Genomic DNA, 23,825 nt, shown 5'->3' on the forward strand with positions numbered 1-23,825 from the left:
GTCAGGCTCCCGCTACACCCTATTTGAGGTCGAGTACGTCCTGCATGTCGTAGAGACCCGCCCCCTGCTGGCCGAGCCACTTGCCTGCCCGCACGGCGCCATTGGCAAACGTCAGGCGGCTCGAAGCCTTGTGGCTTATCTCCACCCGCTCGCCGATGTCGGCAAACATGACGGTGTGCTCCCCCACCAGATCTCCGGCGCGGATGGTGGCAAAGCCGATGGTGTTGCGATCCCGCTCGCCGGTGATCCCCTCGCGGCCATAGACGGCGCACTCTTTGAGATCCCGGCCCAGGGTTTTCGCCACCACTTCCCCCATGGAGAGCGCGGTGCCGGATGGCGCATCCACCTTGTGTCTATGGTGCCCCTCGATGATCTCGATGTCGGTGTACTCCCCCATCACCTTGGCGGCCTGTTCCAGCAGCTTGAACACCAGGTTGACGCCGACCGAGTAGTTGGACGCGAACACGATGCCGATCTGCTTGCCCGCCTCGTGCAGCGCGGCCTTGCCTGCGTCGTCGAAGCCGGTGGTGCCTATCACCATCTGCTTGCCGTGGGCCAGGGCGAAGGCCAGGTTGGCCAGGGTCACCTCGGGACGGGTAAAGTCGATGATGAGATCAAACTCATCGCGCACCTTGTCCAGGCTGTCGCTGATGACGACCCCAAGCCGACCCAGGCCATTGAGTTCACCCGCATCCAGGCCTATCACGGCAGAGCCAGGTCGCTCCAGCGCCGCACCGACCACCACGCCCTCGGCGTTGGTGATGGCCTCCAGCAGCACCTTGCCCATACGACCATTACAGCCCATCACGGCCACACGGATCGGATTGTCCATCTCCACCCTCTCATCTCTTTATTTTGGAAAGAGACCGTTTTACCAGCCCGCGCCGGCTTTGAAAAGCCCTCCGTGGCCGTCGTCTCGGCGCCGCCATATCAACAATAAATATCGGAAAAGTCCGAATAATTGACGGATTTAATCAGCACATCAGAATCACAAAAGAAAAAGACTTATCCATCTGGACGTCTATCTTGACCGAATGCCCCCGACTCACTATTGTGAGCCCCCCATAGCGGCAGGATGCCTACCCTGTGTCCGAGCATACCCGGGCCAACACAGGCTGCGACAGGAGGTCATTGTTCAAGTTTCGAGGAACACATGATCCAGACCCAACCCAGTGCCAGAGCCCTGCTGCCCCTTCTGGTCTTTCTTGCTCTCTTCATCGGTACCGGCACCTGGCTGACCCTGCAGGGGGTCGAGTTTGCCTTCTACCAGTTGCCCGCCCCCGTGGCCGCCCTGCCCGCCGTCATGCTGGCGCTGATGCTGGGCAAGGAGGGCTTCAACAAGAACCTTGAAACCTTCTTCAAGGGGGTGGGTGACAGCAACATCATGGCCATGTGCCTCATCTATCTGCTGGCGGGCGCCTTCGCCACCGTGGCCAAGGCCACCGGCGGGGTGGATGCCACCGTCGCCCTCGGCCTCTCCCTGATCCCGGGCTGGTTCCTGCTGCCGGGGCTCTTCCTCATCTCCGCCTTCATTGCCACCGCCATGGGCACCTCCATGGGCACCATAGGGGCAGTGGCACCCGTAGCCCTCGGCGTCGCCCAGGCCACCGGCATAGACCCCGTACTGATGGCGGGCACCATTCTCTCCGGCGCCATGTTCGGCGACAACCTCTCCATCATCTCGGACACCACCATAGCGGCGACCCGCAGCCAGGGCTGCGAGATGAAGGACAAGTTCCGCGAGAACGTCAAGATTGCCGCCCCCGCCGCCGTGCTGGTGATCCTGCTCTACCTGCTGCTGGGCTCCACCGGTGAGGCCCCCGCCGCCAACGCCAGCGCTGACCTGCTCAAGGTGATGCCCTACCTGCTGATCCTGGTGCTGGCGCTCGGTGGCATGAACGTCTTCGTGGTGCTCGGCCTTGGCATCCTGGCCGCCGGTGGCGTTGGGCTTGTCGGAGGCTATCCCCTCGGCCAGTTCAGCAAGGACATCTATCAGGGCTTCACCAGCATGCAGGAGATCTTCCTGCTCTCCATGCTGATCGGCGGCCTCGGCGCCCTGATGGAGCGCCAGGGGGGGCTGGCCTGGATCAGCGCACGCATCGCGGCCCTGATCGCCCGCTTCACCCGTGCCCACGACGGTGAGCAAAACGAGAAGGCGGCCGAGCTCGGCATCGCCGGTGTGGTCGGGCTCACCAACCTCTGTACCGCCAACAATACGGTTGCCATCATAGTGGCGAGCAAGGTGGCCCGGGACCTGGCAGAGCAGCACGGGGTCACCCCGCGCCGCGCCGCCTCGATGCTGGACATCTTCTCCTGCGTGGTACAAGGCCTCATCCCCTGGGGTGCCCAGGCGCTGCTGCTCGGCTCCATCTTCGCCCTCTCGCCGCTCTCGGTCGTGAGCATGAGCTTCTACCCCATGGCGCTGGCCCTGGCCGCCCTCGTCGCCGTCTTTATCAAGCATCAGGTGCGCGGCGGCGCCGATCATCGACAAGTCGCCTGATCATCACCTTCTACCACTCAGACCTGGGGCTGGCCGCCATAGTCGCGGCGTTCGTCAAGCACCAACTGCGCACGGCGACCGAGCCCTCTCCCCAGAGCTGAATCAGGGCCCTCGCTGGCCGGGGACTATCCCGTCGTCCCCGGCCAGATCCCGGCACCGTCCCTTCCCCGCTTTTCATCCCGATGGCCCCTTGTTAAGGTAACCCAGCCCTTTAGTTCCACCACAGGAGCCCCCATGTCCGATACCCAGCCCGAACGCCAAAGCCTGCGCCAGCTCATCCGCCAGCGCAGAAAGAGCCTGAGTCAGGCCGAGCAGCAGGCGGCGGCCCAGCAACTGGTCACGCGCTTCCAGGAACACCCCGAGATCCAGGGGGCCAGACGCATCGCCCTCTACCTGGCCAATGACGGCGAGCTCGATCCCCTGCCCGCCATTCACTGGCTCTGGAGCCAGCGCAAGGAGGTCTACCTGCCGGTGCTGCACCCCTTCACCCCGGGTCACCTGCTCTTCTTGCGCTACACCGCCACCAGCCCCATGACCCGCAACCGCTATGGCATCGCCGAGCCCGAGCTCGATGTGCAGCAGGTGCTACCCCACAGCATGCTGGATCTCATCTGCACCCCGCTGGTGGCCTTCGATGCCGAGGGCAACCGGCTCGGCATGGGAGGCGGCTATTACGATCGCACCCTGGCCTGCTGGCACGAGCACGGGCTGGGTCCAAGGCCGCTGGGTCTTGCCCACGACTGCCAGCAGGTGGAGTCAGTGCCCCAGGCGCAGTGGGACGTGCCGCTTCCCCAGATCATCACCCCCGCCCGCTGCTGGCGCTTCTCCTAGCAAGTTTTGCCCTGCTGCCGGGGGGCTGACCCCTCTTCCCCCTCCCCTTGGCTCAATAAACAGGCAAACGATTTACATCTTGGGGCTTTTTGCCCCGGAACGTGACCGCCATGGTCGCTCTGGGCAGGATGCTTGGATATAATGCGCCCGCTTTTTCCATAAGGATCCATCATGACTCAAGATGAAATGAAGAAGGCGGCCGGTTGGGCTGCGCTCAAATACGTGGTACCCGGCACCATAGTCGGGGTGGGCACCGGCTCTACCGTCAATCACTTCATCGACGCACTGGCGACCATGAAGGACGAGATCAAGGGCGCGGTATCGAGCTCCATCGCCTCTACCGAGCGCCTCAAGGGGTTCGGCATCCCGGTGTTTGATCTCAACGACATCGATGCCCTCTCCGTCTACGTGGATGGCGCCGACGAGATCAACGGAACCCGCGACATGATCAAGGGGGGCGGCGCCGCCCTGACCCGCGAGAAGATAGTCGCGGCCGTGGCCGACCAGTTCATCTGCATCATCGACAACACCAAGACAGTCGAGGTGCTGGGCCAGTTCCCGCTGCCGGTGGAGGTGATCCCCATGGCCCGTGAATACGTGGCCCGCGAGATCAGGAAGCTTGGTGGCAACCCGGTGTGGCGTGAGGGTGTGGTGACCGACAACGGCAACATCATCCTGGACGTCAAGGGCATGGCCATCACCGATGCCAAAGGGCTGGAAGTGCAGCTCAACGCCATCGTGGGCGTGGTCACCAACGGCCTGTTCGCCCATCGCGGCGCCGACGTGGTACTGATTGGCACGCCAGAGGGCGTCGTCACGCAATAAGGCTGACTGCGGGAGGGAACGCGGGTCACCAGACCCCCATTATTACCCCCGCGAATGGACAACGGCGCCTGATGGCGCCGTTTCTATTTATCCCTCAATGGCTTGTAGCAACATCGCTGCAAAAAACGTTGATAACTTCAAAGAATTTGACTTTCGTCACAAATATTCCCTCTCCCAAACGTTTTTGCTACTTTACGGTTTTCTTCACACTGCAAGCCTGAGCGCATTTTTCAAAACAATAGAGGGAACGTCATGACAGCCAAGTTTTCGCTGGACAAGGATAAGATCAAGGTACTGCTGCTGGAGGGAGTGCATCCCAACACGGTGGAGACCTTTCGGGCAGCCGGCTACACCAATGTTGAGTATCTGAAGACCTCCCTGTCGGAAGAGGATCTGGTCGAACGTATTCGTGACGTGCATTTCGTGGGCCTGCGTTCACGTACCCAGATCACCGAGAAGGTGCTGGATGCCGCCGGCAAGCTGGTCGCCATCGGCTGCTTCTGCATCGGCACCAACCAGGTTTCCCTGGATGCCGCCCACGTGCGTGGCATTCCCGTCTTCAACGCCCCCTTCTCCAACACCCGCTCCGTGGCCGAACTGGTACTGGGGGAGATCCTGCTGCTGCTGCGCGGCATCCCCGAGAAGAACGCCAAGTGCCATCGCGGCGTCTGGGAGAAGCTCGCCAACCGTTCGGTGGAAGCCCGCGGCAAGAAGCTCGGCATCATCGGCTACGGCCACATCGGCACCCAGCTTGGCATCATCGCCGAGATGATCGGCATGAAGGTCTACTACTACGACATCGAGAACAAGCTCTCTCTGGGCAACGCCATCCAAGTACCGAACCTGGTGGAGCTGCTCAACATGTCTGACGTCATCAGCCTGCACGTGCCGGAGACCGCCTCCACCAAGGATCTCATCGGCGCCGAGCAGCTGCGCATGATGAAACCGGGCGCCATCTTCATCAACGCCTCCCGCGGTACCGTAGTGGACATCGACGCCCTGGCCGACGTCATCAAGAGCGGTCACCTCTCCGGTGCCGCCATCGACGTCTTCCCGAGCGAGCCCAAGTCCAACGACGAGGAGTTCCTGACCCCGCTGCGCGGCCTGGACAACGTGATCCTGACCCCCCACATCGGCGGTTCGACGCAAGAGGCCCAGGAGAACATCGGTCTGGAAGTGGCCAACAAGCTGGTCAAGTACTCAGACAACGGCTCCACCCTCTCCGCCGTCAACTTCCCGGAAGTCTCCCTGCCGGGCCACAAGGGTTCCAGCCGCCTGTTGCACATCCACCGCAACCAGCCGGGCGTGATGAACCAGATCAACCAGATCTTCGCCGACGAGGGGATCAACATCGCCGGCCAGTACCTGCAGACCAGCAGCGAGATCGGCTATGTGGTGATCGACGTGGAAACCGAGCACAGCGAGAAGGCGCTCTCCCGTCTCAAGGAGATCAACGGCACCATACGTGCCCGGATCCTGCACTGATGCCCTGAGCCCAGCGCCAGGCCAGCAAAAAGCCCGTCTCGATGACGGGCTTTTTTATGTCAGGAGAAAGGTTGCTCTCGCAAGCTACCACCAGCCGAGCAGATTGCGGCCAATCAAGGCGCCCCACACCAGGGCATTGAGGGCCAGCGCGATGAAGACGGCAGCGGAACCGAGATCCTTGGCGCGCCCCGATAGCTCGTGATGCTCGGAGCCGATGCGATCCACCACCGCCTCGATGGCGGAGTTGAGCACCTCGACGATCACCACCAGCCAGCTGATGCAGATGAGCAGCAGGATCTCGTTGAGGGAGTTGCCGAGCCAGCCGGCCAGCGGCATCAGAGCCAAGACAAGCACCAGCTCCTGGCGGAAGGCCGCCTCGTTAATCCAGGCCGACTTGAGACCCTTCATGCTGTAACCGGTTGCGTTGATGATACGGGTAACCCCGGTCGCGCCTGGCTTTGCCACGATAACTACCTCATTTGAAATGGCTTTTAGGCTCACATCCTATCAGAGCCGCCCAAGGTTTCCATCGGGAGAGTTTTGCTTTATTTTATTCCCTTGCATTTCGGCATCCCGCCCCCTTATTCACTCGAGAATTGAGTCGTATGTCCATTCACACCGATGAATTGCGCACCCGTCGCCTGGAGTCCCTGATCACTCCGAGCGAGCTGGCGCACGCCTTCCCGTTAAACGACACCGTCGCCCAGAACCTGCTGGATGCCCGCCACGATGTAGAAGCTATTCTGGCCGGTGAGGATCAGCGCCTGCTGGTCATCGTCGGCCCCTGCTCCATCCACGATCCGGCCGCCGCCCGTGAATACGCCCAGCGCCTCAACACCCTGCGCGAGCAATATAAAGAGAGCCTGTGCATAGTGATGCGCACCTACTTCGAGAAGCCGCGCACTATCGTCGGCTGGAAGGGACTCATCAACGATCCGCGCCTCGACGGCAGCTTCGACGTGAACGAGGGGCTGAAGCTGGCCCGCCAGCTGCTGGTGGACATCAACGAGATGGGCATGCCCACCGCCACCGAATTCCTCGACATGGTGACCGGCCAGTACATCAGCGACCTCATCACCTGGGGCGCCATAGGTGCGCGCACCACAGAATCTCAGGTGCACCGCGAGATGGCCTCCGCCCTCTCCTGTCCGGTGGGCTTCAAGAACGGCACCGACGGCAACACCCGCATCGCCATCGATGCGGTGCGCGCCTCCCGCCACAGCCACATCTTCTATTCCCCGGACAAGGACGGCAAGATGACCATCTACCGCACCGCCGGCAACCCCTATGGCCACGTGATCCTGCGCGGAGGCCACAGACCCAATTACGACACCGCCAGTGTCGACGAGGCGTGCGAAGCGCTGGCCGACGTGGGCCTGCCCGAGCGGCTGGTGGTGGATTTCAGCCACGGCAACAGCATGAAGGATCACCGTCGCCAACTGCTGGTGGCACAGGACATCTGTGATCAGCTGCGCCGCGGTCGCACCGGCATCGCCGGCATCATGGCCGAGAGCTTCCTGGTGGAAGGGCGTCAGGACGTGGAGAACGGCTGCGCCGCCACCTTCGGCCAGAGCATCACCGATGCCTGCCTCTCCTGGGAAGACACCGAAACCCTGCTGGCCATGCTGGCCGAGGCGGCGGCTGTGCGTCTGAGCAAACAGCTGGTTTGAACAACTAAACGTTCTGCTCAGCGATACAAAGGGCCAGACATCCCGGATGTCTGGCCCTTTGATTTTCCCGGTAAACGTTGAGTCTCAGGGCTGGTTAGCCGCTTCGCGCTATCCAGCCCGGGCGCTCCTTCTCCCTTCTCCCCTCTCGGGAGAAGGGTCGGGGATGAGGGGGCAGCCTCACAGGCTCGGCATAAACCAGACCCGGCCCGCCGCCTCGACGCGATCCGTCTTGATCTGGAACACCCGCTCCAGCAAGGCTTCGTCGATGACATCCACGCCCCCCTCACTCACCACCCGCCCTTGTTGCAGACAGAGGATGCGATCCGCCCAGTCGATGGCCAGGTTGATGTCGTGGATGGCGATCACCACCAGCAGGCCTTGCCGGGAGAGGCGCTTGAGCAGCCGCAGCAGGGCCAGCTGATGGTGCAGATCCAGTCCCGCTAACGGCTCGTCCAGCAGCAGCACCCGCCCATCGGTGTTGAGACCTGGCCACAGTTGCAGCAGGGTGCGGGCGATCAGCACCCGCTGCTGCTCCCCGCCGGAGAGGCGGCTGAAGTCCCGCGCCAGCAGGGCATCGAGCTCCAGCGCGGCGCAGATCTCGGCCACCGCCCTCCCCTGTGCCTCGGGCAACCCCTCCTCATCCAGTCCCAGACTCAACACCTGGAACACCGGAATATGGAACAGCTGGGGCTGGCGCTGGGGCAGCATGGCGCGGCGCCTGGCAAGCTCGGGCCAGCTCAGGTCGGTGAGCACTTCGCCACCCAGCAGCACGGCGCCTTCGGCGGGCAGAATGCCGGCCAGGGCGCCGAGCAGAGTCGACTTGCCGCTGCCGTTGGGGCCGAGCAGCGCCACCAGCTGGCCCCCCGCCCAGGCAAGATCCAGGGGGGAGAGCCGCGCGGGGATCCCGAGGGCCCGCGCCTCCAGCAGCCAGAGGGGATCGGAGGAGGACTTAACGGGAGACATCGGCATCTTGCCTCAGCAGCAGGTAGATGAAGAGCGGCGCTCCCACCGAGGCGGTGATGACGCCGATGGGCAGCTCACCGGCCTGAAGGGCCGAGCGCGCCACCAGATCGGCACCGAGCAGCAGGGCGCCGCCTCCCAGCGCCGAGGCGGGCAGCAGGAAGCGCTGATCGCTGCCGCCGCACAGTCGCAGCAGGTGAGGCACCACCAGGCCGACGAAGCCGATGACACCGCACAGGGACACCGCCACCCCGGTGAGCAGGCAGACCGCCAGCACCAGCCGCACCCGCATGCGGTCCACGTTCATCCCCATCAGCCTGGCCTGGGTCTCCCCCAGCAGCAGTTGTTGCAGTGCCCGGCCCTGCCAGCAGAGCCAGCCCAGGGTCAGCGGCAGCACCAGCCACCACCAGGCGAGCTGCTGGCTGCCATAAGAGAGGCTGCCCATCATCCAGAACATGAATTCCCGCAGGGAGCCGTCGTCGGCAAAATACATCAGCCAGGTCATGGCCGCATTGGTGAGAATGCCGATGGCCACCCCGAACAGCAGCAACCGGGTGTGGCCGAGCCGGGCCCGGCGTGCCAGGTGGATGAGCAACATGGTGACCACCAGGGCGCCGCCGAAGGATGCCAGGGATAACCCCCAGCCCGGCAGATAGACGCCGAGGGACTTGGCTACCGCCATCGCCATCATGGCGGCGAGACCCGCCCCGCTCGAGACGCCGAGCAGGCCGGGCTCGGCCACAGGGTTGTGCAGCATCACCTGCAACACGGCGCCACCACAGGCGAGCGCCGCCCCCGCCAGCAGGGCCAGCAGAGCGCGCGGCAGGCGCAGCTCCAGCAAGATGCGCAACTCCAGCTCCCCCAGAGGCTGCCAGGGCAGCAGCACGAACTCCCCCAGGGCAAGGGAGAGCAGAAAGAGGGAGAGCACGAGCAGCGACAGGGCGATCAGCCAACGGCGCTGCCAGCGCTGCTGACGATGGATGAGAGCGAGATACACGCGGGATCCCCGAAATGAGACAGCTGCCGCCCCGACCCGGGGCCAGCAGGAAAGCTGCATGATAACAGCGCGTTACCACCCAAGGTCAAGGCTGGTAAGGCTTGGCCAGCGTCGCGACCTCGCCGCTCTCCACCATGGCCTGCAACGCCTGCGCCAGCACAGGCCCGAGCGCATGATGAGGTGAGTGCTTGCTCATGCCCAGATAGAGCACCACGGGATGGGGCGGGCGGTAGTCCGCCTTCATGAGGCCGGCGTCGTTGCGCTGGCTCAGGGCGTAATCCACCTGGCAGTCGGTGCCTATCATCAGGGACAGATGGCCCCGTTCCACCATGCGCAGCAACTGATCCTCGGTCGGCACCCCATGCTTGTCGAGCTGGCTGTCATCGTCGAAGGGGGTGAAATAGGCCGAGTTGAGCACATAGCCTATCTCTCGGCCACGCAGATCAGCGTAGGTTTTCAGGGGAGCCACCGCCGCCGCCTTGCCGTAGAAGGCCGGCCGGCACTGGTAATAGGGCGGTTGCAGGTAATCGATGAAAGCTGCCCGCTCTCGCGTATGGGCCAACCCTATCATCAAGTCCGCCTGACCGGTTTGCATCTGCTTGAGTGCCCGTCCCCAGGGCACCCGTTTGAGGGTGAGCGCGATGCCGCTGCGAGCCTGCAACTGGTGCAGAATGTCGATATCCAGACCATGGAACTCGTCGTTCTGCACGAGCATGCGAAACGGGGGCCAGACATCGGTCACCACCGTCAGGGTTGGCGCCCCTTGCACCCAGCAGGCAAACAACAGACCAAGCACTCCCCAGCTTGTCTTGCCCATCCAGTTTCAACCTTCTGTTGCCACATCCTTGTGGCATAAAAATACCCTCAAGCCCCACTTATGGAAACCCATGGAGTCGAGATAAAATGCATTGATTTCAAAGGAGAACCTAATGAACCCTATCATGACCAGTATCGGTCTGCTGATCTGCAGCAACGTCTTCATGACCTTCGCCTGGTATGCCCATCTCAAGAGCATGAACCACAAGCCCTGGATCATCGCCGCCCTGGTGAGCTGGGGTATCGCCCTGTTCGAGTACCTGCTGCAAGTGCCCGCAAACCGTATCGGCCACACCGTGCTGACGGTCGGTCAGCTCAAGATCCTGCAGGAGGTGATCACCCTCACCGTGTTCGTCCCCTTCTCCATCTTCTATCTGAAGGAAGACCTGAAGTGGGACTACCTCTGGGCGGGCCTGTGCATCCTGGGCGCGGTGTTTTTTGTGTTTCGCGAGAAACTGACCGGTGCCTGAGGCTGTACACTCAAGCACATTGATCCCCCATCCCTTTGAGTGACGAGGCAACACATGGAATTGCGAGACATGCTACAGATCCTGGCCAAGCAGGATGGCTCCGACCTCTATCTCTCCACCGGGGCCCCCCCCTGCGCCAAGTTCAATGGCGCCCTGCGCCCCTTGAACGAAGTGCCGCTCGAGCCCGGCGAAGTGGCCAGGATCGCCGCCGATCTCATGGACTCGGAGCAGAAGCAGCAGTTCGAGAAGGAGCTGGAGATGAACCTCGCCATCTCCCTGCCCCAGATAGGCCGGTTTCGGGTCAACATCTTCAAGCAGCGCAACGAAGTCTCTCTGGTGGCGCGCAACATCAAGACCGAGATACCCCGTTTCGAGGATCTCAAACTCCCCCCGGTGCTGCTCGACACCATCATGGAGAAGCGCGGCCTGGTGCTGTTCGTCGGCGGCACCGGCTCGGGCAAGTCCACCTCGCTCGCGGCCCTCATCGACCATCGCAACCGCAACAGCGGTGGCCACATCATCACCATCGAGGATCCGGTGGAGTTCGTCCATCGCCACCGCAAGAGCATCATCAACCAGCGAGAGGTGGGGGTGGACACCCGCAGCTTCCACGCGGCCCTGAAGAACACCCTGCGCCAGGCACCGGACGTCATCCTCATCGGTGAGATCCGTGACCGGGAGACCATGGAACATGCGCTGGCCTTCTCGGAGACCGGGCATCTGGCCATCTCCACCCTGCACGCCAACAACGCCAACCAGGCGCTGGACCGCATCATCAACTTCTTCCCCGAGGAGCGCAGGCCCCAGCTGCTCAACGATCTTGGCAACAACCTCAAGGCCTTCGTCTCCCAGCGGCTGGTGAAGACCACCGAGGGCGGCCGCCGGGCGGCGGTGGAGGTCATGATCGGCACCCACACCATTCGCGATCTCATCAAGCGCGGCGAGTTTGGCGGCCTCAAGGATATCATGGAGAAATCCAGGGCCCTTGGCATGGTCACCTTCGACAGCACCCTGTTCGATCTGGTGGTGGAGGGGGTGATCGACGAGGAGGAGGCGGTCAAGAACGCCGATTCCCAGAACAACCTGCGCCTCAAGATCAAGCTGTGGAAGGAGAAGGGGCAGATAGGCAACAGTGCGGAGGCCAGCGGCTGGAGCCTGGAGCCCAGCAAGGATGAGAACAACGATATCTTCTAGTCAGGCGCGACCCCTCCCCCGCTGAGCACACAGCCGCCCTCGCGGCTGTGTGCTCAATGACCGCGCGGCCGATGCCTCTCCTCTGCACTCACCTCTTTGCCCTTCATCCGGCCACAGGGTGAGCCATCCCCCCGGAGCAATGACGCTCGCCACATAAATGACAAAAAAATCAACTTAAGCCCAAGCCCTGCCATCAATGTGGTTGAAAACCCTTTCAAACGGGCCTCAAAAGAGGCACCATTGATGAGGTATATCAATAAAGGGGTATTCAATGTTGTTACAACCAGCCAACACAGCAAGGTCCAGACAGTTATTGAACGAGACCATGGCGTTGGTGTTAGCCGGGGGGCGAGGCAGTCGGCTCCAGCAGTTGACAGACAACAGGGCAAAACCGGCCGTGCATTTTGGCGGCAAGTTCCGCATCATCGACTTCGTCCTCTCCAACTGCATCAACTCCGGGATCCGCCGGATCGGCGTGGTCACCCAGTACAAATCCCACAGTCTGCTGCGTCACCTGCAATCAGGCTGGTCCTTCCTGCGCTACCAGATGAACGAATTCATCGAACTGCTGCCGGCCCAGCAGCGCATTGACGAAGTCAGCTGGTATCGCGGCACCGCCGATGCGGTCTACCAGAACATGGACATCATTCGCGAGCACGGCCCCAAATACGTGGTGGTGCTGGCGGGCGATCACATCTACAAGATGGATTACGCCGCCATGCTGCTCGATCACGTCAACCTGGGCAGCCGGGTGACCGTGGCCTGCATCGAGGTGCCGCGCCGCGAGGCCCGCGCCTTTGGCGTGATGGCGGTGGATGAGAGCCGCAAGATCAACGCCTTCGTCGAGAAGCCCGCCGACCCGCCCGCCATGCCGGGCAAACCCGACACCGCGCTGGCCTCGATGGGGGTCTACATCTTCGACGCCGACTACCTCTACCAACTGCTGGAAGAGGATCTCGCCAACGAGCAGTCCCACCACGACTTTGGCATGGACGTGATCCCGCGGGTGGTCAAGGAGGGTACCGCCTATGCCCATCCGTTCAGCCTCTCCTGCGTCGGCTGCTGCCCGCAGAAGCGTCCCTACTGGCGCGACGTGGGCACGGTGGACTCCTTCTGGGAGGCGAACATGGATCTCGCCTCGGTGACGCCCGAGCTCGACATCTACGATCAGGACTGGCCCATCTGGACCAGTCAGAGGATGACGGCCCCCGCCAAGTTCGTGCAGGATCAAAACGGCCAGCACGGCATGACCATCAACTCCCTGTTCGCCGGTGGCACCATCGTCAGCGGCTCCTTTATCGTCAGCTCTGTGCTGTTCACCAACGTGCGGATCGACTCCTTCTGCACCCTGGATCAGGCGGTGATCTTCCCCGGGGTCGAGATCGGGGCCGGCTGCCGGTTGCGCCGGGTGGTGATCGACAAGGGCTGCACCCTGCCCGAAGGCCTGGTGGTGGGCGAAAATGCCGATGAGGATGCCCGCCGCTTCTACCGCTCCGAGCAGGGCATAGTGCTGGTCACCCAGGAGATGCTGGCCAGGCTGTGATGGCCCGGATGGCCCTCCCCGCCAAGACAGCAAGAGACACAACAAGAGACCCGCCATCGGCGGGTCTCTTGTTGTCAGCTGACGCTCTCTGGCGACAGTGCTCAGCGCTGCTGTACCAGGCCTATCCGGCCTGGTTCGCACCACTCGAACATCACCTCCTCGCTCTTGCCGCAGCAACTGCCGCCGCACGCCCGGGTCTCCCGTTTGGTCACGCGGCCCTTGCGCATCCAGACGCCGAGCATGGCCTCCACCGCATCCTCCGAGGTGTGGAAGTGGCGTGCCAGCTCCCGCCGGCTCACCCTCTGCTGCGCCGCCAGATAGTCACCCAGCTCTCGCAATATCATGGCGTGACCTCCCCCTGATGGGTCAATCTGCTCTTCTGCGCCGTCACAGGGTCACCACCTTGCGGGCGACTATGTCCCCGTGGCGGCGGCCAAGCCACCACAGCAGCACCAGGGAGATCCCGTAGCTCAGGGTCCAGAACAGGCTCTGCTCGGGGTGAGCGGCGAAGGTCGCCAGCTGATAGAAGAGGGTGGCGCACATGAAGGCCATGTAGTTGCACCAGGCGGCGGTGAACAGGGCCCATTGACGGCCGGTCTCACGTACCAGGGCGCCCATGGCGGCGGCACAGGGCATGTAGAGCAGCACGAACAGCAGGTAGGCAAAGGCACCGGCCGCCCCGTCGAAGTGGGTCTGCATGTTGCCATAGGTGGAGGTGTCCACCTCCTGGGCCTCGGCGGCCGCCTGCTGATCTGCCAGCTCCCCGACCCTGAGCCCCATGGGATCGGCGGGATCGATGTCCGCCAGGTTCGCGGGAATGGTGGCCAGCGCCTCCTTCAGGCTGCCCAGCAGGGAGTATTCACTCGCCTCCTCGTCACCGGCGCCGCCGGCGTAGAGGCTGTTGAGGGTGGCGACCACCGCCTCCTTGGCGAAGATGCCGGTCAGGATGCCGACCGTGGCCTGCCAGTTGTCGTCACGGATACCGATGGGATGCAGCACCGGCGTCACCGTCTGGCTGAGCTGGCTCAACACCGAACGCTCCTGATCCTGGTTGCCGAAGCTGCCGTCGGTACCGAGCGAGTTGAGCACGCTCAGCACCGCCACCATCAGCACTATGGTCTTGCCCGCGCCGAAGATGAAGCCCTTGAGTTTTTGCCAGGTACGCAGTCCCACATCTACCGGACGGGGCCACTCGTAGTCCGGCATCTCCATCACCATGGAGTCGCTCTTGCCCGGCAGCAGAGTGCTGCGCAGGAAGAGGCCGGTGAGCACCGCCACCAGGATGCCGAGCAGGTAGAGACCAAACACCAGGTTCTGGCCGGATTCGGGGAAGAAGGCCACCGCGAACAGGGCATAGACCGGCAGCCGGGCGCCGCACGACATGAAGGGCGCCATGGCCGAGGTCATCAGCCTTTCGCGCTCCGACCCCAGGGTGCGGGTCGCCATCACCGCAGGCACGGTGCAACCGAAGCCCATCAGCATGGGAACGAACGCCTTGCCGGGCAGCCCGAGGCGGCGCATCAGGGCATCCACCACGAAGGCGGCGCGAGCCAGGTAGCCCGAGCTCTCCAGCACGGCGAGGAACAGGAAGAGGCAGCCCACCACGGGGATGAAGGTCGCCACCGTCTGCAGGCCGGCGCCGACGCCGTCCGCCAGCACGGCTCCCAGCCAGTCGGGGGCCGCAGCCAGCCCCAGCAGGTGGTGCACCCCGTCCACGAACAGGGCGCCCCCCAGGATGTCGAAGAAGTCGATGAAGGCGCTGCCCACCTTGATGGCGAACATGAACATCAGGTACATCACCAGCAGGAAGAAGGGGATGCCCACCCAGCGGTTGAGCAGCGCCCTGTCCAGCCACTCGCTCTGGGCGACCGTGAGCTTGCCCTGCTGACGGCACGCCTGCTGGCTCCAGTGGTGGATGTGGCCATAGCGCAGATCAGCCAGTTGCAGATCGATGTCCTGGGCGTGGTGGGCACGGCTCACCACGTTGCCAGCCGCCGCCTGCTGACCCGCCGCCAGGGTCTCCTGCATGGCGATGTCCTCCTCCAGCAGGCGCAGGGCACGGCCACGGTCGCTGAGGTGATGAGGGGCAAGCAGGGTCTCGAGCTCGGCGATGTCGGCTTCCAGCGGCTGGCCGTAATCCAGCACCAGGACGGGCTGGGGCTGGCCGATGAACCGGTGGATCTGCTCCTTGAAGGCCGCCACCTGCTGGCGATTGTGGGCCGACAGCGACACCACCGGGCAACCGAGCGCCTGGCCGAGCAGCCCCTCGTCTATGGTGATGCGGCGCTTTTGCAGCAGATCCATCTTGTTGAGTACCACCACCATGGGCAGGCCCAGCTCCCGCAGTTGCAGGGTGAGATAGAGGGAGCGCTCCAGATTGGCGGCGTCGATGACGTTGAGCAGCAGGTCCGGCTGCTGGCCCTGCACGAAGCGGCTGGCGATCTGCTCGTCCAGGCTCGCCTCCTGATTGGCCAGGGAGTAGATGCCGGGCAGGTCCATCAGGGTGTAATTCTGCCCCTTGGCGGAAAATTCGCCCATCTTCTTGTCGACGGTGACCCCGCTCCAGTTGCCCACCTGCTGGCGGGCACCGGTCAGGGCGTTGAACAGCGAGGTCTTGCCGCTGTTAGGGTTGCCGACGGTTACCAGGGAGTAGTTCATACCGGTTCGACCTCGATGTGCTGGGCCAGGCTCTTTTGCATGGAGAGGCAGATGCCCTGGCACTGGACCTGGAGCGGATCCCCCAGGGGGGCCGCCCGCAGATAGAGGATCTCGGTCTGGGGCAGCAGCCCCATCACCATCAGCTTGCGTCGCAAGGTACGGCCAAGCTGGTTCATGTTCTTGATGCGAGCACGCTGCCCCGGCGACAACTCTGTGAGTACCATGACGGGCTCCTGAAGTTAAACAAGAATAATTCGCTTTTAGTGGGAGGGATTATAAGCTGTGCCCCCAACATTTATTTGCGTAAAATCAAACTCCGCTTAGCTAACCGACAAAGTATTGCCATGAGTCACGACAACAACAGCCGCCTGGTCTACAGCACGGACGGCGGTATGATCAAGGAATCCGCCCCCACCCAGAGCGCCTCCCCCTTCCCCGCCGACGGCACCGTGCGCATCCGGCGCGAGACCAAGGGGCGCAAGGGCGCCGGGGTCATTACCATCCACGGTGTGCCAGCCGACCAGCAGAAAACCATCGCCACCCTGCTCAAGAAGAAGTGCGGTACCGGCGGCGGCCTCAAGGAGGGGGTCATCGAGATCCAGGGGGATAAACGGGACCTTATCAAGGCCGAGCTGGAGAAGGCCGGTTTCAGCGTCAAGCTGGTGGGCGGTTGATCTGCTTGTCTCTCCCGCACTTTTTCCCTAGAATGCCGGCTCCCATCGAGGGGGAGTAGTCTCGCCACGGGTTCCGACCCGGTGCGCGATCCTGATCAACATACTTGGTGCCAACTCACCATGGTCAGGATGATCCGGGCAATGCCGGATTTGACAAGACCTTTGACGGGCCAGTGCCAATACCGGGGACGGATGGCGCAGGCTTGTCTTTGGTTTATAACAATTCCGTCCCCCGGTCATATTTATGGAAGCCTTGTTAACCTCAACCCTGAGCGTGGCCATCGCCGAGATCGGCGACAAGACACAGCTCCTGGCGTTGCTGCTCATCTGTCGTTTTCGCAAACCCTGGCCCATCATCGCCGGCATGCTGGTCGCCACCCTGCTCAACCACGCGGGTGCCGCCTGGATAGGGGAGTTCATCAGTCGCTGGATGGATCCCAAGGTGATGACCTGGCTGGTCGCCGGTGCCTTCATCGCCATGGCGGTCTGGATCCTGGTGCCGGACAAGATGGACGATGAAGAGAGTTCCCTCGACAAATACGGTCCCTTCATGGCCACCTTCGTGCTGTTCTTCATCGCCGAAATCGGCGACAAGACCCAGATAGCCACTGTGCTGCTGGCGGCCAAGTACGACTCCCTGACTCAAGTCATCACCGGCACTACCATCGGCATGATGCTGGCCAACGTACCCGTGGTGCTGCTTGGCAAGCTGGGTGCCGACAAGCTGCCCCTCAAGGGGATCCGCATCGCCTGCGCCATCCTCTTCGTGGGTCTGGGCGCCAGCACCCTGATCTTCGTCTGACGCGCCAGCAACGAGAGGATAGGATGGGCGTGAGCACTCACCCATATCCCCGTCTGCCCGCCATCAGAGCCCCCTCCTCCCGGTCGGGGCTTTTTTGTTGCCCCTGCCCTGCCCCTGTCGCTTCAGCGCCAGCGGGGTCTGCCCCGGGGCACGGCGCCGTGCCATAATGCCTTACTATTCAGGCACGACGGCTTCAGGAGCCCCCATGCACCTCACCTCAAGACAGACCTTGCTCGACTGGGTCAGACGCGGTCGTCTCCCCCGGGAGTCATTGCCCGCCGCCCTCGCCCTCTGCGATCTGCCCCCGGCCCCGGTGCGCTGGCAGTGGCTGTTCGACAGGCTGCTGCTCTGGCTCGGCTGCCTCTGCCTCGGGGCGGGCCTGGTGTTCTTCGTCGCCTTCAACTGGCAGGCGCTGGGCCGCCTCTCACGCCTCGCCCTGCTGGAGCTGCCCCTGCTCGCCATGCTGCTGGTGCTCTGGCGCAAGCCCCTGGCCGACACCCCGCGCCAGGCCCTGTTGCTGGCCCTGGCCCTCAACATAGGCGCCCTGCTGGCCCTGGTGGGTCAGACCTACCAGACCGGTGCCGATCCCTGGCAGCTCTTCGCCACTTGGGCCCTGTTGTTGCTGCCCCTGGCGGCGCTCGGCAGAAGCCCGCTGCTCTGGACCCTCGCCTGGCTGCTCGGCCAGCTGGCGCTGGTGCTCTACTGGCGCCTCGGCCTCATCGATCTCTTCTTCTCCTTCAATGAGGAGGCCCTCGGCTGGTGCCTGACCCTGCTCAACGCCGCCCTCTGGGGTCTGCTCATCCTGACCCCCGCGCGTCTGGGGCTCATGCCCTCCTGGCTCCCGGGGCTGGCCGCCGGGCTCGGAGTCACTCTGCTGGCCCTGCTGGCGCTGTTCGATGCTGCCTCCCCCTGGGTCTGGCCTGCCTGGCTCGCGTGGCTTGGCGCCGCCTACCTGCGCTGGCACCACAGATTTATCGCCGGGCTCGCCATGGGGTGTCTGAGCCTTATCGCCATCACTCTCGCGGCGCTGGGCAAGTGGATGGAGCCGGACATGAACGGCTTTTTGCTGCTATCCCTGATCGCCATCGGCCTCTCGGTCCTCGCCAGTCGCTGGCTGCAACAACAACGGAGGTCCCATGCCTGAGCCGATCCTCTGGTCACCCCTGCTGGCCATCCCATCGCCATCGGACTTTCATGGTCATGGCCAGCCGCTGGCTGCAACAACAACGGAGGCAGCATGTCTGATCTGAGTCCTTGGGAGAGGCTGCGGGCCGCCCATCTGGTGGAGGGCGACGCCCCTCAAGACGAGCAGCCGCACTGGTCGAGCCGTTTCCTGCTCGGCATGGTGGGCTGGCTGGCCGCCCTCTTCCTGCTGTTCTTCCTGTTCATGGCCTTCGAGAGCCTGATCCGCGAGCCAAACCACGCCCTCGTCATGGGCACCCTGCTGATGGCCGCCGCCCTCGGCCTCAACCGCCTGGCCCGGCGTAGCGATCTCTGGGATCAGTTCGTGCTGGCGCTCGCGCTCGCGGCCGATGCCTGGCTGCTCTATGGTCTCATCGACCAGATTGACCCCCACTCGGCGCCACTCTGGCTGGGACTAGCCCTGCTGTCGCTGGCCATCGCCGCCCTGTTCGAGCACTGGCTGGTTCGCCTGTTCCACAGCTTCGCCACCGCCATTTTGCTGACCATGGGGCTCGCCTGCCTCGGCCTGCAACTGCTGGCCCTGCCGCTGGTGATGGCCGCCCTCACCTTCTGCTGGCTGCAGGCCGAGCGCGACCCAGAACGCCACTCGCTCTATGAATCCCTCACCCTGGGGCTGGCACTCTCCCTGCTGGTGCTGGGTCGACTGCATCATCCCCTGTGGGACGGCGGCGCCAGCGTGCTCGACGAGCTGGGCCACTCCCGCCTGCCGCTTATGCTCAATCCCCTGCTCTGCGCCGCCCTGCTGCTCGCCGTCATGGTCCGCCTCAAGCTGCCGCTGCTATACGGCCTGCCGCTGGTGGTGATCAGCGCCCTCATCCCCGGCATGGGGGCCGGCGCCCTGGTGCTGGTGCTCGGCTTCTATGCCGCCAGTCTCGGGCTCATGACCCTGGCCGGCTTGCTGTTGCTCGGCTTTGGCTCCCTCTACTACTACGATCTCGGGCTGACCCTGATGACCAAATCCTGGCTGCTGCTGGGCTCGGGTGCCCTGCTGCTCGGCGCCCGCCAGTTGTTGAACATCCTCGGCAAGGAGATCGCCTCATGAGATACCCTGGCCTCTTGCTGACCCGCCTCGCCACATTGCCGGGCTCCAGCCCCCTGTTGCTCGGCGACGACCAAGGGTTCAAACACCAGCGTGGGAGTATCCCCTCATGAGACGCTTTGCCCTCTTGCTGACCGGCCTCGCCACACAGCCGGACTCCGGTCCCCGGTTGCTCGGCGATGACCAAGGGCTCAAACATCTGCATGGGAGTATCCCCTCATGAGACGTCTTGGTTTCTTTCTGACAGGCCTCGCCATCCTGGTGGGCATCAATGTCACCGTCTGGCGTTTCGAGCACGCTATAAGCAGCGGCGAGACCGTGCTACTGGAGCTGGCCCCGGTCGATCCCCGCTCCCTGATGCAGGGGGACTATATGCGCCTGAGTTACGCCCTTGCCCGCCAGTTGGGGAGTCCGCATCAGGAGGGCGCCGCCGCCCAGATCCTGGTCATCCGCCTCGATGAGCAACAAGTGGCGCAGCGCGTGGAAGGGGGCAGAACCGACGCCCTGGCCCCGGACCAGCGGCTGCTGCTGGCCCGCTGGCAGCAGGGCCAGTGGCGGATAGGGCCGGATGCCTTCTTCTTCGAGGAGGGGACGGGCGAGCAGTACGAGCAGGCGCGCTACGGCGAATTCCGGCTGCAGCCGGACGGCGGGACCCTGCTGGTCGGCCTGCGGGACGAGGCGCTCAAGCCCATAGGCCACACCCGTCCGGCCTGGTGATGCGCCATCCGGGGAGCGCATTCCCGCCTCCTCTCTTGCGCCGCACCGGGGGGCAGCCGCGGTTGTTCGCCCCCTCGGGTGGCGAAACCCCGTGGCTTGACAACACTTGAAGCTGGGCACTCGGCAGCAGGACGGTCAGGATGAGAACAGGGATGCCAGGGATCACACGCACGCTCGGGGGCACCATCACGGGCATGGCCGCCCTGCTGGCGACACTCTGGGGCGGGCCGGGGGAGATGGGAAAGGCCAACGCCAGCCCGGCCCTTGGCAAGCTGCATTACCTCAGCGAAGAGTACAAACCCTATAACTTCACCGGGGAAGATGGCACCCCCAGCGGCTTTGCCATCGAGCTGCTGCACCTGGTGTGGCAGAAGACGGGCACGCCGCCCCAGGCGATCAGCATCCTCCCCTGGGCCCGGGGCTACTACCTGCTGACCCAGAAGCCCAACGTGGTGCTCTTCGCCACCGCCCGCACCGAGGCGCGGGATCCCCTGTTCAAGTGGGCCTGCCCCATCGGCTATGCCGAAATCGTGCTGATGGGGCTGGCCAGCCATCCCCTCAAGCTCACCCGGCTGGAAGATGCCCAGCAGCACACCATAGGCGCCGTGCGTGCCGACGTAGGGGAGCAGTTGCTGCTCAACAACGGCTTCGACGAGCAGAAGATAATGACCGCCAACCGCCTTCCCCAGGCCCTGCGGATGCTCACCTCGGGCCGGGTCGACCTCATCTCCAGCAACAAGGCCACCTTGATGGATCTCATCCAGGCCCAGCAGCTGGATCCCGCCCAGTTCGAGGTGCGCTGGGTGCTGAGCTCCGAGCAGTTCTGCTTCGCCTTCAGCCACCCGGTGGACGATGCCCTGGTCAAGGAGTTCCAGCACGGCCTGACCCAGGTGCTGGCCAGCAGCGAGTTCCAGCGGATCCAGCACAAGTACTTCCCGATCCCCTGACGTTCAGCGCCACGACAAGGAGCCGGGATGGGCTCCTCTCTTTTTCTGGGCCTGGCATGCCCGCCACGCCCTTCTCGGCCGCTCCCCGCCTCGACGGCCGCTGGCTCCCTCACAAACACCATGGAATGTCAGACGCTGATCACCACAAGGGGTGACGCGGAGCGTCCCGGCTCCGTAAAATGGTGCCGGGAGCCTGTTGGCCCCACTCTCCCGGTGCAGATGGCACTTTGTTTGGACATATCAGGACTGAACATGCATAAAACAGTGAAGTGGTTGATGGGTGCCTCGGTGTGCGCCCTGTTGATGGCGTGCGGCGGCGACAAGACCACGGGCAAGGCCTGTCTCGGCGCCAACAATGACTCTCTGGTGGAGGGGATGCAGGACAAATGCAAGGCGGGTGACACGGTTGCCACCAAGCACCCGGCCTATTTCTGCGACTTCAACTACGCCGTCGCCTACAACAGTTACAACTCCGCCATCTGCGTCTACTCGGGGGCATTGAAACCGGAGCGCACCACCGAGAAGTCATAGCTAGGCAGGCTCACCGGGAGGTCGCCATCAGGCCGCAGAGCCAGGGCCCGGATTGCCGGGGCCCGTCGGGCAAAGAGAGACGCCATGGCGGCGCCCCTTATTTGAGCCACATCATTTGACCCGCATCAGGCGGTGGCGCTGCCCGCCAAACTCCAGCTGGACTACCTGGGATCGCGCCATGGCATCGACCCGGGCCAGCATCTCGGCGCTGTAGCCCTTGCGGTGCATCCACTGCATGGGCTCCTCGAAGCTGCCCTCGTTGACGATGAAGGTATCGGTGTAGGCATCCTTGATGATGCTGACCACCCAGATGCGCTGCTGAAACTCCGAAAGTTCCGCAAAGAGGGTGGCCATTTTCGCCGCCAGGGCGCGGAGCTGGCCGATAACGCGGTTTGCCATGGTAGAGGGTGCCTGTGTTGAGGAAGACGCATCCTAGCATCCCGGGCGCGGGGGCAACAATGCGCGGCATCAAGGGCGCGGAACCTGGCCTCATTCCCATGGGCCGGGGCGCCCTGGATGCAAGGTTCCCGTCACCCCAGCGCGCGGCGCTGGCGCTTGACTTCATACATGCTCGCATCGGCCTGGCGCAGGGCCTCGTCCACGCTGGTGTGCGCCGGATCGACCGCCACCACTCCCACGCTGGCCCCGGGGTAGTGCAGCACCCGGGACTGGATCGGCAACTGCAGCACGCTGTGCTCGAACAGCCGATGCCGGAAGCGTTGTACCGCCGCCTCGAGCGTCTCCTCCCCCGGGATCGGGCCCATGCCCACGACGACGAACTCATCGCCCCCCATCCGCGCCAACATGTCGCCACGACGCAGGGCCGACCCCAGCTGACGCGCCATGGTGGTCAGCAGCCGATCCCCCGCCTCGTGACCGTGGGTATCGTTGATCTGCTTGAAACCGTCGAGATCGATAAAGGCGATGAGCACAGGGTGCCCGGCCCGATCCGAGAGGGAGAACAGCCGGGTCAGCTCCTGCATCAGGGCCCGGCGGTTCGGCAGCCCGGTCAGAGGATCGCAGAGCGCCTGGCGTGACAGCTCGTCGTTGGCCCGCTGCAACTGCAGCAGCAATTGCTCTCGCTCCACATGCTCGGCGATAAGCCTCGCGAAGAAGGCAACCAGCTCCTCGGAGCCGGCTACCAGGGGTTTTTGCTCGGCGCTGGCGCCACACAGGGTGCCGTAGAGCGCGCCGGACGAGGTGCGCACCGGGCTGCTCAGATAGGTGCGAATGCCCATGGCCCTGGCCGCCTGCGAATCCCCCCAGCACTCGGTGACGTTGTCGGTAAACAGGCGCCCCTCATCGATGGCCCGCCGGCACAGGGTATCGCTCCAGTCCACCGCCGCCCCCTCCGGGATCTGCAGCCCGGCCACGTTGCGGGCATAACGGATATGCTGGGTGCTCTGCCCGACATCGATCTCGGTAAGATAGGTCGACTCCAGCCCGGTCACCGCTTCGAGCATCTCCAGCAGGGGCCGGGTCAGGCTCTCCAGATCCCGCGCCGCCGTGACCCGCTCCGACAGGGTCTGCAATATCTTGTCCATGCCTCTCTCCACTACCTGCATGTGATGGGCGACCACCTTAGCCAACCCGGGGCACGCCAGACAAGTGCGAGAAAGGGGTAGGCCGGGGAAATACCACCCCGTTCACACTTTGGCGCGCCCACCGCCACGGTCTGACGCCTCGCCCCGCCCTTGGCGTGCGGCCGTAACTTTGAACCAGCGCAAAAAACCTGTCGATTCTGACACTTGAGTCAGCAATATCCATGGATCGGGCCCCGTCGGCTCCGTAGGATGGGGGTGGGTGCCCGTTGGCCCCTTTTCATATGCCAGGGTCAGCGGCGCATTGTGGTAGCGACAGCCAGGGGCGGTAGCGTCGTTGGCGGATGCCAGCCCGGCATCCCGCGCCTCGGCAAGGTGCGAGGGTTCCACCCTCGATGGGGTTTCCGACGACCCCGTGACAA

At 63.8% G+C, this 23,825-nt stretch carries 25 protein-coding genes; 15 read left to right on the forward strand and 10 right to left on the reverse strand.

Going from position 1 to position 23,825, the window contains the following annotated elements:
- Window positions 1-19: 19 nt before the first annotated feature.
- The gene (dapB, locus tag ACB039_RS10260; RefSeq protein ID WP_041206990.1) at window positions 20-832 is read right to left on the reverse strand and encodes a 4-hydroxy-tetrahydrodipicolinate reductase; all 813 of its coding nucleotides are present in this window, start codon (window positions 830-832) and stop codon (window positions 20-22) included.
- Between the two features lie 321 nt (window positions 833-1,153).
- Between dapB and ACB039_RS10265 the strand changes: the two genes are divergently transcribed.
- The 4 genes from ACB039_RS10265 (at window position 1,154) to serA (ending at window position 5,641) form a co-directional block, all read left to right on the forward strand.
- Window positions 1,154-2,500 (forward strand): Na+/H+ antiporter NhaC family protein, encoded by a 1,347-nt coding sequence (locus ACB039_RS10265; protein WP_005328073.1) that lies wholly within the window; start codon window positions 1,154-1,156, stop codon window positions 2,498-2,500.
- A 234-nt stretch (window positions 2,501-2,734) separates the two neighbouring features.
- Complete coding sequence (locus tag ACB039_RS10270) at window positions 2,735-3,331, forward strand: 5-formyltetrahydrofolate cyclo-ligase (protein WP_005328071.1); 597 nt, start codon at window positions 2,735-2,737, stop codon at window positions 3,329-3,331.
- Window positions 3,332-3,502: 171 nt separating this feature from the next.
- Window positions 3,503-4,156 carry a ribose-5-phosphate isomerase RpiA gene (gene rpiA, locus ACB039_RS10275; protein ID WP_005328069.1) on the forward strand — a complete coding sequence of 218 codons (654 nt, stop codon included), beginning with the start codon at window positions 3,503-3,505 and terminating at the stop codon, window positions 4,154-4,156.
- Window positions 4,157-4,408: 252 nt separating this feature from the next.
- Window positions 4,409-5,641, forward strand: coding sequence for a phosphoglycerate dehydrogenase (serA, locus tag ACB039_RS10280; protein ID WP_317842376.1), 1,233 nt, complete (start codon window positions 4,409-4,411; stop codon window positions 5,639-5,641).
- 84 nt (window positions 5,642-5,725) lie between these two features.
- Here the strand turns inward: serA and ACB039_RS10285 are convergent, their stop codons facing one another.
- The gene (locus ACB039_RS10285) at window positions 5,726-6,106 is read right to left on the reverse strand and encodes a diacylglycerol kinase (RefSeq protein WP_005328065.1); all 381 of its coding nucleotides are present in this window, start codon (window positions 6,104-6,106) and stop codon (window positions 5,726-5,728) included.
- Between the two features lie 140 nt (window positions 6,107-6,246).
- Here ACB039_RS10285 and ACB039_RS10290 point away from each other — a divergent pair, with 140 nt between their 5' ends.
- Window positions 6,247-7,311 (forward strand): 3-deoxy-7-phosphoheptulonate synthase, encoded by a 1,065-nt coding sequence (locus ACB039_RS10290; protein WP_371165587.1) that lies wholly within the window; start codon window positions 6,247-6,249, stop codon window positions 7,309-7,311.
- Between the two features lie 177 nt (window positions 7,312-7,488).
- On the opposite strand, the gene ACB039_RS10295 is transcribed toward ACB039_RS10290, so the two are convergent.
- The 3 genes from ACB039_RS10295 to ACB039_RS10305 form a co-directional block, all read right to left on the reverse strand.
- On the reverse strand, window positions 7,489-8,274 hold the full coding sequence (locus ACB039_RS10295; RefSeq protein ID WP_371165588.1) for an ATP-binding cassette domain-containing protein: 786 nt from the start codon (window positions 8,272-8,274) through the stop codon (window positions 7,489-7,491).
- Window positions 8,261-9,268: a vitamin B12 ABC transporter permease BtuC gene (btuC, locus tag ACB039_RS10300; protein ID WP_371165589.1), complete on the reverse strand. Its 1,008-nt coding sequence runs from the start codon at window positions 9,266-9,268 to the stop codon at window positions 8,261-8,263. The genes ACB039_RS10295 and btuC overlap by 14 nt, the downstream gene beginning before the upstream one ends.
- Window positions 9,269-9,353: 85 nt before the next feature.
- Window positions 9,354-10,085 carry a substrate-binding periplasmic protein gene (locus ACB039_RS10305; protein WP_371165590.1) on the reverse strand — a complete coding sequence of 244 codons (732 nt, stop codon included), beginning with the start codon at window positions 10,083-10,085 and terminating at the stop codon, window positions 9,354-9,356.
- Window positions 10,086-10,197: 112 nt separating this feature from the next.
- On the opposite strand from ACB039_RS10305, the gene ACB039_RS10310 reads away from it, so the two are divergent.
- The 3 genes from ACB039_RS10310 to glgC all read left to right on the forward strand — a co-directional run bounded on the left by ACB039_RS10310 (window position 10,198) and on the right by glgC (window position 13,291).
- Window positions 10,198-10,554 carry a DMT family protein gene (locus ACB039_RS10310; RefSeq protein WP_005328056.1) on the forward strand — a complete coding sequence of 119 codons (357 nt, stop codon included), beginning with the start codon at window positions 10,198-10,200 and terminating at the stop codon, window positions 10,552-10,554.
- 54 nt (window positions 10,555-10,608) lie between these two features.
- The gene (gene tapW / locus ACB039_RS10315) at window positions 10,609-11,748 is read left to right on the forward strand and encodes a type IVa pilus ATPase TapW (protein ID WP_171276387.1); all 1,140 of its coding nucleotides are present in this window, start codon (window positions 10,609-10,611) and stop codon (window positions 11,746-11,748) included.
- A gap of 271 nt (window positions 11,749-12,019) precedes the next feature.
- The gene (glgC, locus tag ACB039_RS10320) at window positions 12,020-13,291 is read left to right on the forward strand and encodes a glucose-1-phosphate adenylyltransferase (protein ID WP_041205992.1); all 1,272 of its coding nucleotides are present in this window, start codon (window positions 12,020-12,022) and stop codon (window positions 13,289-13,291) included.
- A gap of 101 nt (window positions 13,292-13,392) precedes the next feature.
- Here glgC and ACB039_RS10325 read toward each other — a convergent pair whose 3' ends face one another.
- The 3 genes from ACB039_RS10325 to ACB039_RS10335 are packed head-to-tail and all read right to left on the reverse strand — an operon-like array spanning window position 13,393 to window position 16,173.
- A complete protein-coding gene (locus ACB039_RS10325) occupies window positions 13,393-13,635 on the reverse strand; it encodes a FeoC-like transcriptional regulator (protein WP_371165591.1) in 243 nt (80 codons plus the stop codon).
- Between the two features lie 43 nt (window positions 13,636-13,678).
- The gene (feoB, locus tag ACB039_RS10330) at window positions 13,679-15,949 is read right to left on the reverse strand and encodes a Fe(2+) transporter permease subunit FeoB (RefSeq protein WP_371165592.1); all 2,271 of its coding nucleotides are present in this window, start codon (window positions 15,947-15,949) and stop codon (window positions 13,679-13,681) included.
- Entirely contained in the window at window positions 15,946-16,173 is a 228-nt protein-coding gene (locus ACB039_RS10335; RefSeq protein WP_171276390.1) for a FeoA family protein, read from the reverse strand. Before ACB039_RS10335 ends, feoB begins: the two co-directional genes overlap by 4 nt.
- A gap of 120 nt (window positions 16,174-16,293) precedes the next feature.
- Here ACB039_RS10335 and ACB039_RS10340 point away from each other — a divergent pair, with 120 nt between their 5' ends.
- From ACB039_RS10340 to ACB039_RS10370, 7 genes are all read left to right on the forward strand, one after another.
- On the forward strand, window positions 16,294-16,623 hold the full coding sequence (locus ACB039_RS10340; protein WP_371165593.1) for a translation initiation factor: 330 nt from the start codon (window positions 16,294-16,296) through the stop codon (window positions 16,621-16,623).
- Between the two features lie 244 nt (window positions 16,624-16,867).
- Entirely contained in the window at window positions 16,868-17,425 is a 558-nt protein-coding gene (locus tag ACB039_RS10345) for a TMEM165/GDT1 family protein (RefSeq protein ID WP_041205993.1), read from the forward strand.
- Window positions 17,426-17,630: 205 nt separating this feature from the next.
- Entirely contained in the window at window positions 17,631-18,569 is a 939-nt protein-coding gene (locus tag ACB039_RS10350) for a DUF2157 domain-containing protein (RefSeq protein WP_371165594.1), read from the forward strand.
- A gap of 93 nt (window positions 18,570-18,662) precedes the next feature.
- A complete protein-coding gene (locus tag ACB039_RS10355) occupies window positions 18,663-19,670 on the forward strand; it encodes a DUF4401 domain-containing protein (RefSeq protein ID WP_371165595.1) in 1,008 nt (335 codons plus the stop codon).
- 216 nt (window positions 19,671-19,886) lie between these two features.
- Window positions 19,887-20,384 carry a GDYXXLXY domain-containing protein gene (locus ACB039_RS10360; protein WP_042648949.1) on the forward strand — a complete coding sequence of 166 codons (498 nt, stop codon included), beginning with the start codon at window positions 19,887-19,889 and terminating at the stop codon, window positions 20,382-20,384.
- Between the two features lie 194 nt (window positions 20,385-20,578).
- Window positions 20,579-21,331, forward strand: a complete 753-nt coding sequence (locus tag ACB039_RS10365; protein ID WP_371165660.1) for a substrate-binding periplasmic protein — start codon at window positions 20,579-20,581, stop codon at window positions 21,329-21,331.
- A gap of 252 nt (window positions 21,332-21,583) precedes the next feature.
- The gene (locus ACB039_RS10370; protein WP_371165596.1) at window positions 21,584-21,862 is read left to right on the forward strand and encodes a hypothetical protein; all 279 of its coding nucleotides are present in this window, start codon (window positions 21,584-21,586) and stop codon (window positions 21,860-21,862) included.
- Window positions 21,863-21,973: 111 nt separating this feature from the next.
- Here the strand turns inward: ACB039_RS10370 and ACB039_RS10375 are convergent, their stop codons facing one another.
- Window positions 21,974-22,261, reverse strand: coding sequence for a hypothetical protein (locus tag ACB039_RS10375; RefSeq protein WP_371165597.1), 288 nt, complete (start codon window positions 22,259-22,261; stop codon window positions 21,974-21,976).
- Between the two features lie 131 nt (window positions 22,262-22,392).
- On the reverse strand, window positions 22,393-23,406 hold the full coding sequence (locus ACB039_RS10380) for a GGDEF domain-containing protein (RefSeq protein ID WP_371165598.1): 1,014 nt from the start codon (window positions 23,404-23,406) through the stop codon (window positions 22,393-22,395).
- Window positions 23,407-23,825: the final 419 nt, after the last annotated feature.

The organism is Aeromonas sp. S2(2024), assembly GCF_041402505.1.
In the GTDB taxonomy this organism is placed as follows: Bacteria; Pseudomonadota; Gammaproteobacteria; order Enterobacterales; family Aeromonadaceae; genus Aeromonas; species Aeromonas media.

Bases quoted from the DNA above. Each gene is read 5' to 3' on its own strand.
- ACB039_RS10270 (WP_005328071.1), top strand. From the start codon at position 2,735: ATGTCCGATACCCAGCCCGAACGCCAAAGCCTGCGCCAGCTCATCCGC.
- ACB039_RS10380 (WP_371165598.1), bottom strand. From the start codon at position 23,406: ATGGACAAGATATTGCAGACCCTGTCGGAGCGGGTCACGGCGGCGCGG.
- ACB039_RS10340 (WP_371165593.1), top strand. From the start codon at position 16,294: ATGAGTCACGACAACAACAGCCGCCTGGTCTACAGCACGGACGGCGGT.
- ACB039_RS10295 (WP_371165588.1), bottom strand. From the start codon at position 8,274: ATGTCTCCCGTTAAGTCCTCCTCCGATCCCCTCTGGCTGCTGGAGGCG.
- ACB039_RS10305 (WP_371165590.1), bottom strand. From the start codon at position 10,085: ATGGGCAAGACAAGCTGGGGAGTGCTTGGTCTGTTGTTTGCCTGCTGG.
- ACB039_RS10355 (WP_371165595.1), top strand. From the start codon at position 18,663: ATGTCTGATCTGAGTCCTTGGGAGAGGCTGCGGGCCGCCCATCTGGTG.
- dapB (WP_041206990.1), bottom strand. From the start codon at position 832: ATGGACAATCCGATCCGTGTGGCCGTGATGGGCTGTAATGGTCGTATG.
- ACB039_RS10290 (WP_371165587.1), top strand. From the start codon at position 6,247: ATGTCCATTCACACCGATGAATTGCGCACCCGTCGCCTGGAGTCCCTG.
- tapW (WP_171276387.1), top strand. From the start codon at position 10,609: ATGGAATTGCGAGACATGCTACAGATCCTGGCCAAGCAGGATGGCTCC.
- ACB039_RS10325 (WP_371165591.1), bottom strand. From the start codon at position 13,635: ATGATATTGCGAGAGCTGGGTGACTATCTGGCGGCGCAGCAGAGGGTG.
- rpiA (WP_005328069.1), top strand. From the start codon at position 3,503: ATGACTCAAGATGAAATGAAGAAGGCGGCCGGTTGGGCTGCGCTCAAA.
- ACB039_RS10365 (WP_371165660.1), top strand. From the start codon at position 20,579: ATGGCCGCCCTGCTGGCGACACTCTGGGGCGGGCCGGGGGAGATGGGA.
- feoB (WP_371165592.1), bottom strand. From the start codon at position 15,949: ATGAACTACTCCCTGGTAACCGTCGGCAACCCTAACAGCGGCAAGACC.
- ACB039_RS10370 (WP_371165596.1), top strand. From the start codon at position 21,584: ATGCATAAAACAGTGAAGTGGTTGATGGGTGCCTCGGTGTGCGCCCTG.
- ACB039_RS10345 (WP_041205993.1), top strand. From the start codon at position 16,868: ATGGAAGCCTTGTTAACCTCAACCCTGAGCGTGGCCATCGCCGAGATC.
- ACB039_RS10375 (WP_371165597.1), bottom strand. From the start codon at position 22,261: ATGGCAAACCGCGTTATCGGCCAGCTCCGCGCCCTGGCGGCGAAAATG.
- glgC (WP_041205992.1), top strand. From the start codon at position 12,020: ATGTTGTTACAACCAGCCAACACAGCAAGGTCCAGACAGTTATTGAAC.
- ACB039_RS10350 (WP_371165594.1), top strand. From the start codon at position 17,631: ATGCACCTCACCTCAAGACAGACCTTGCTCGACTGGGTCAGACGCGGT.
- ACB039_RS10265 (WP_005328073.1), top strand. From the start codon at position 1,154: ATGATCCAGACCCAACCCAGTGCCAGAGCCCTGCTGCCCCTTCTGGTC.
- ACB039_RS10335 (WP_171276390.1), bottom strand. From the start codon at position 16,173: ATGGTACTCACAGAGTTGTCGCCGGGGCAGCGTGCTCGCATCAAGAAC.
- ACB039_RS10310 (WP_005328056.1), top strand. From the start codon at position 10,198: ATGAACCCTATCATGACCAGTATCGGTCTGCTGATCTGCAGCAACGTC.
- ACB039_RS10360 (WP_042648949.1), top strand. From the start codon at position 19,887: ATGAGACGTCTTGGTTTCTTTCTGACAGGCCTCGCCATCCTGGTGGGC.
- serA (WP_317842376.1), top strand. From the start codon at position 4,409: ATGACAGCCAAGTTTTCGCTGGACAAGGATAAGATCAAGGTACTGCTG.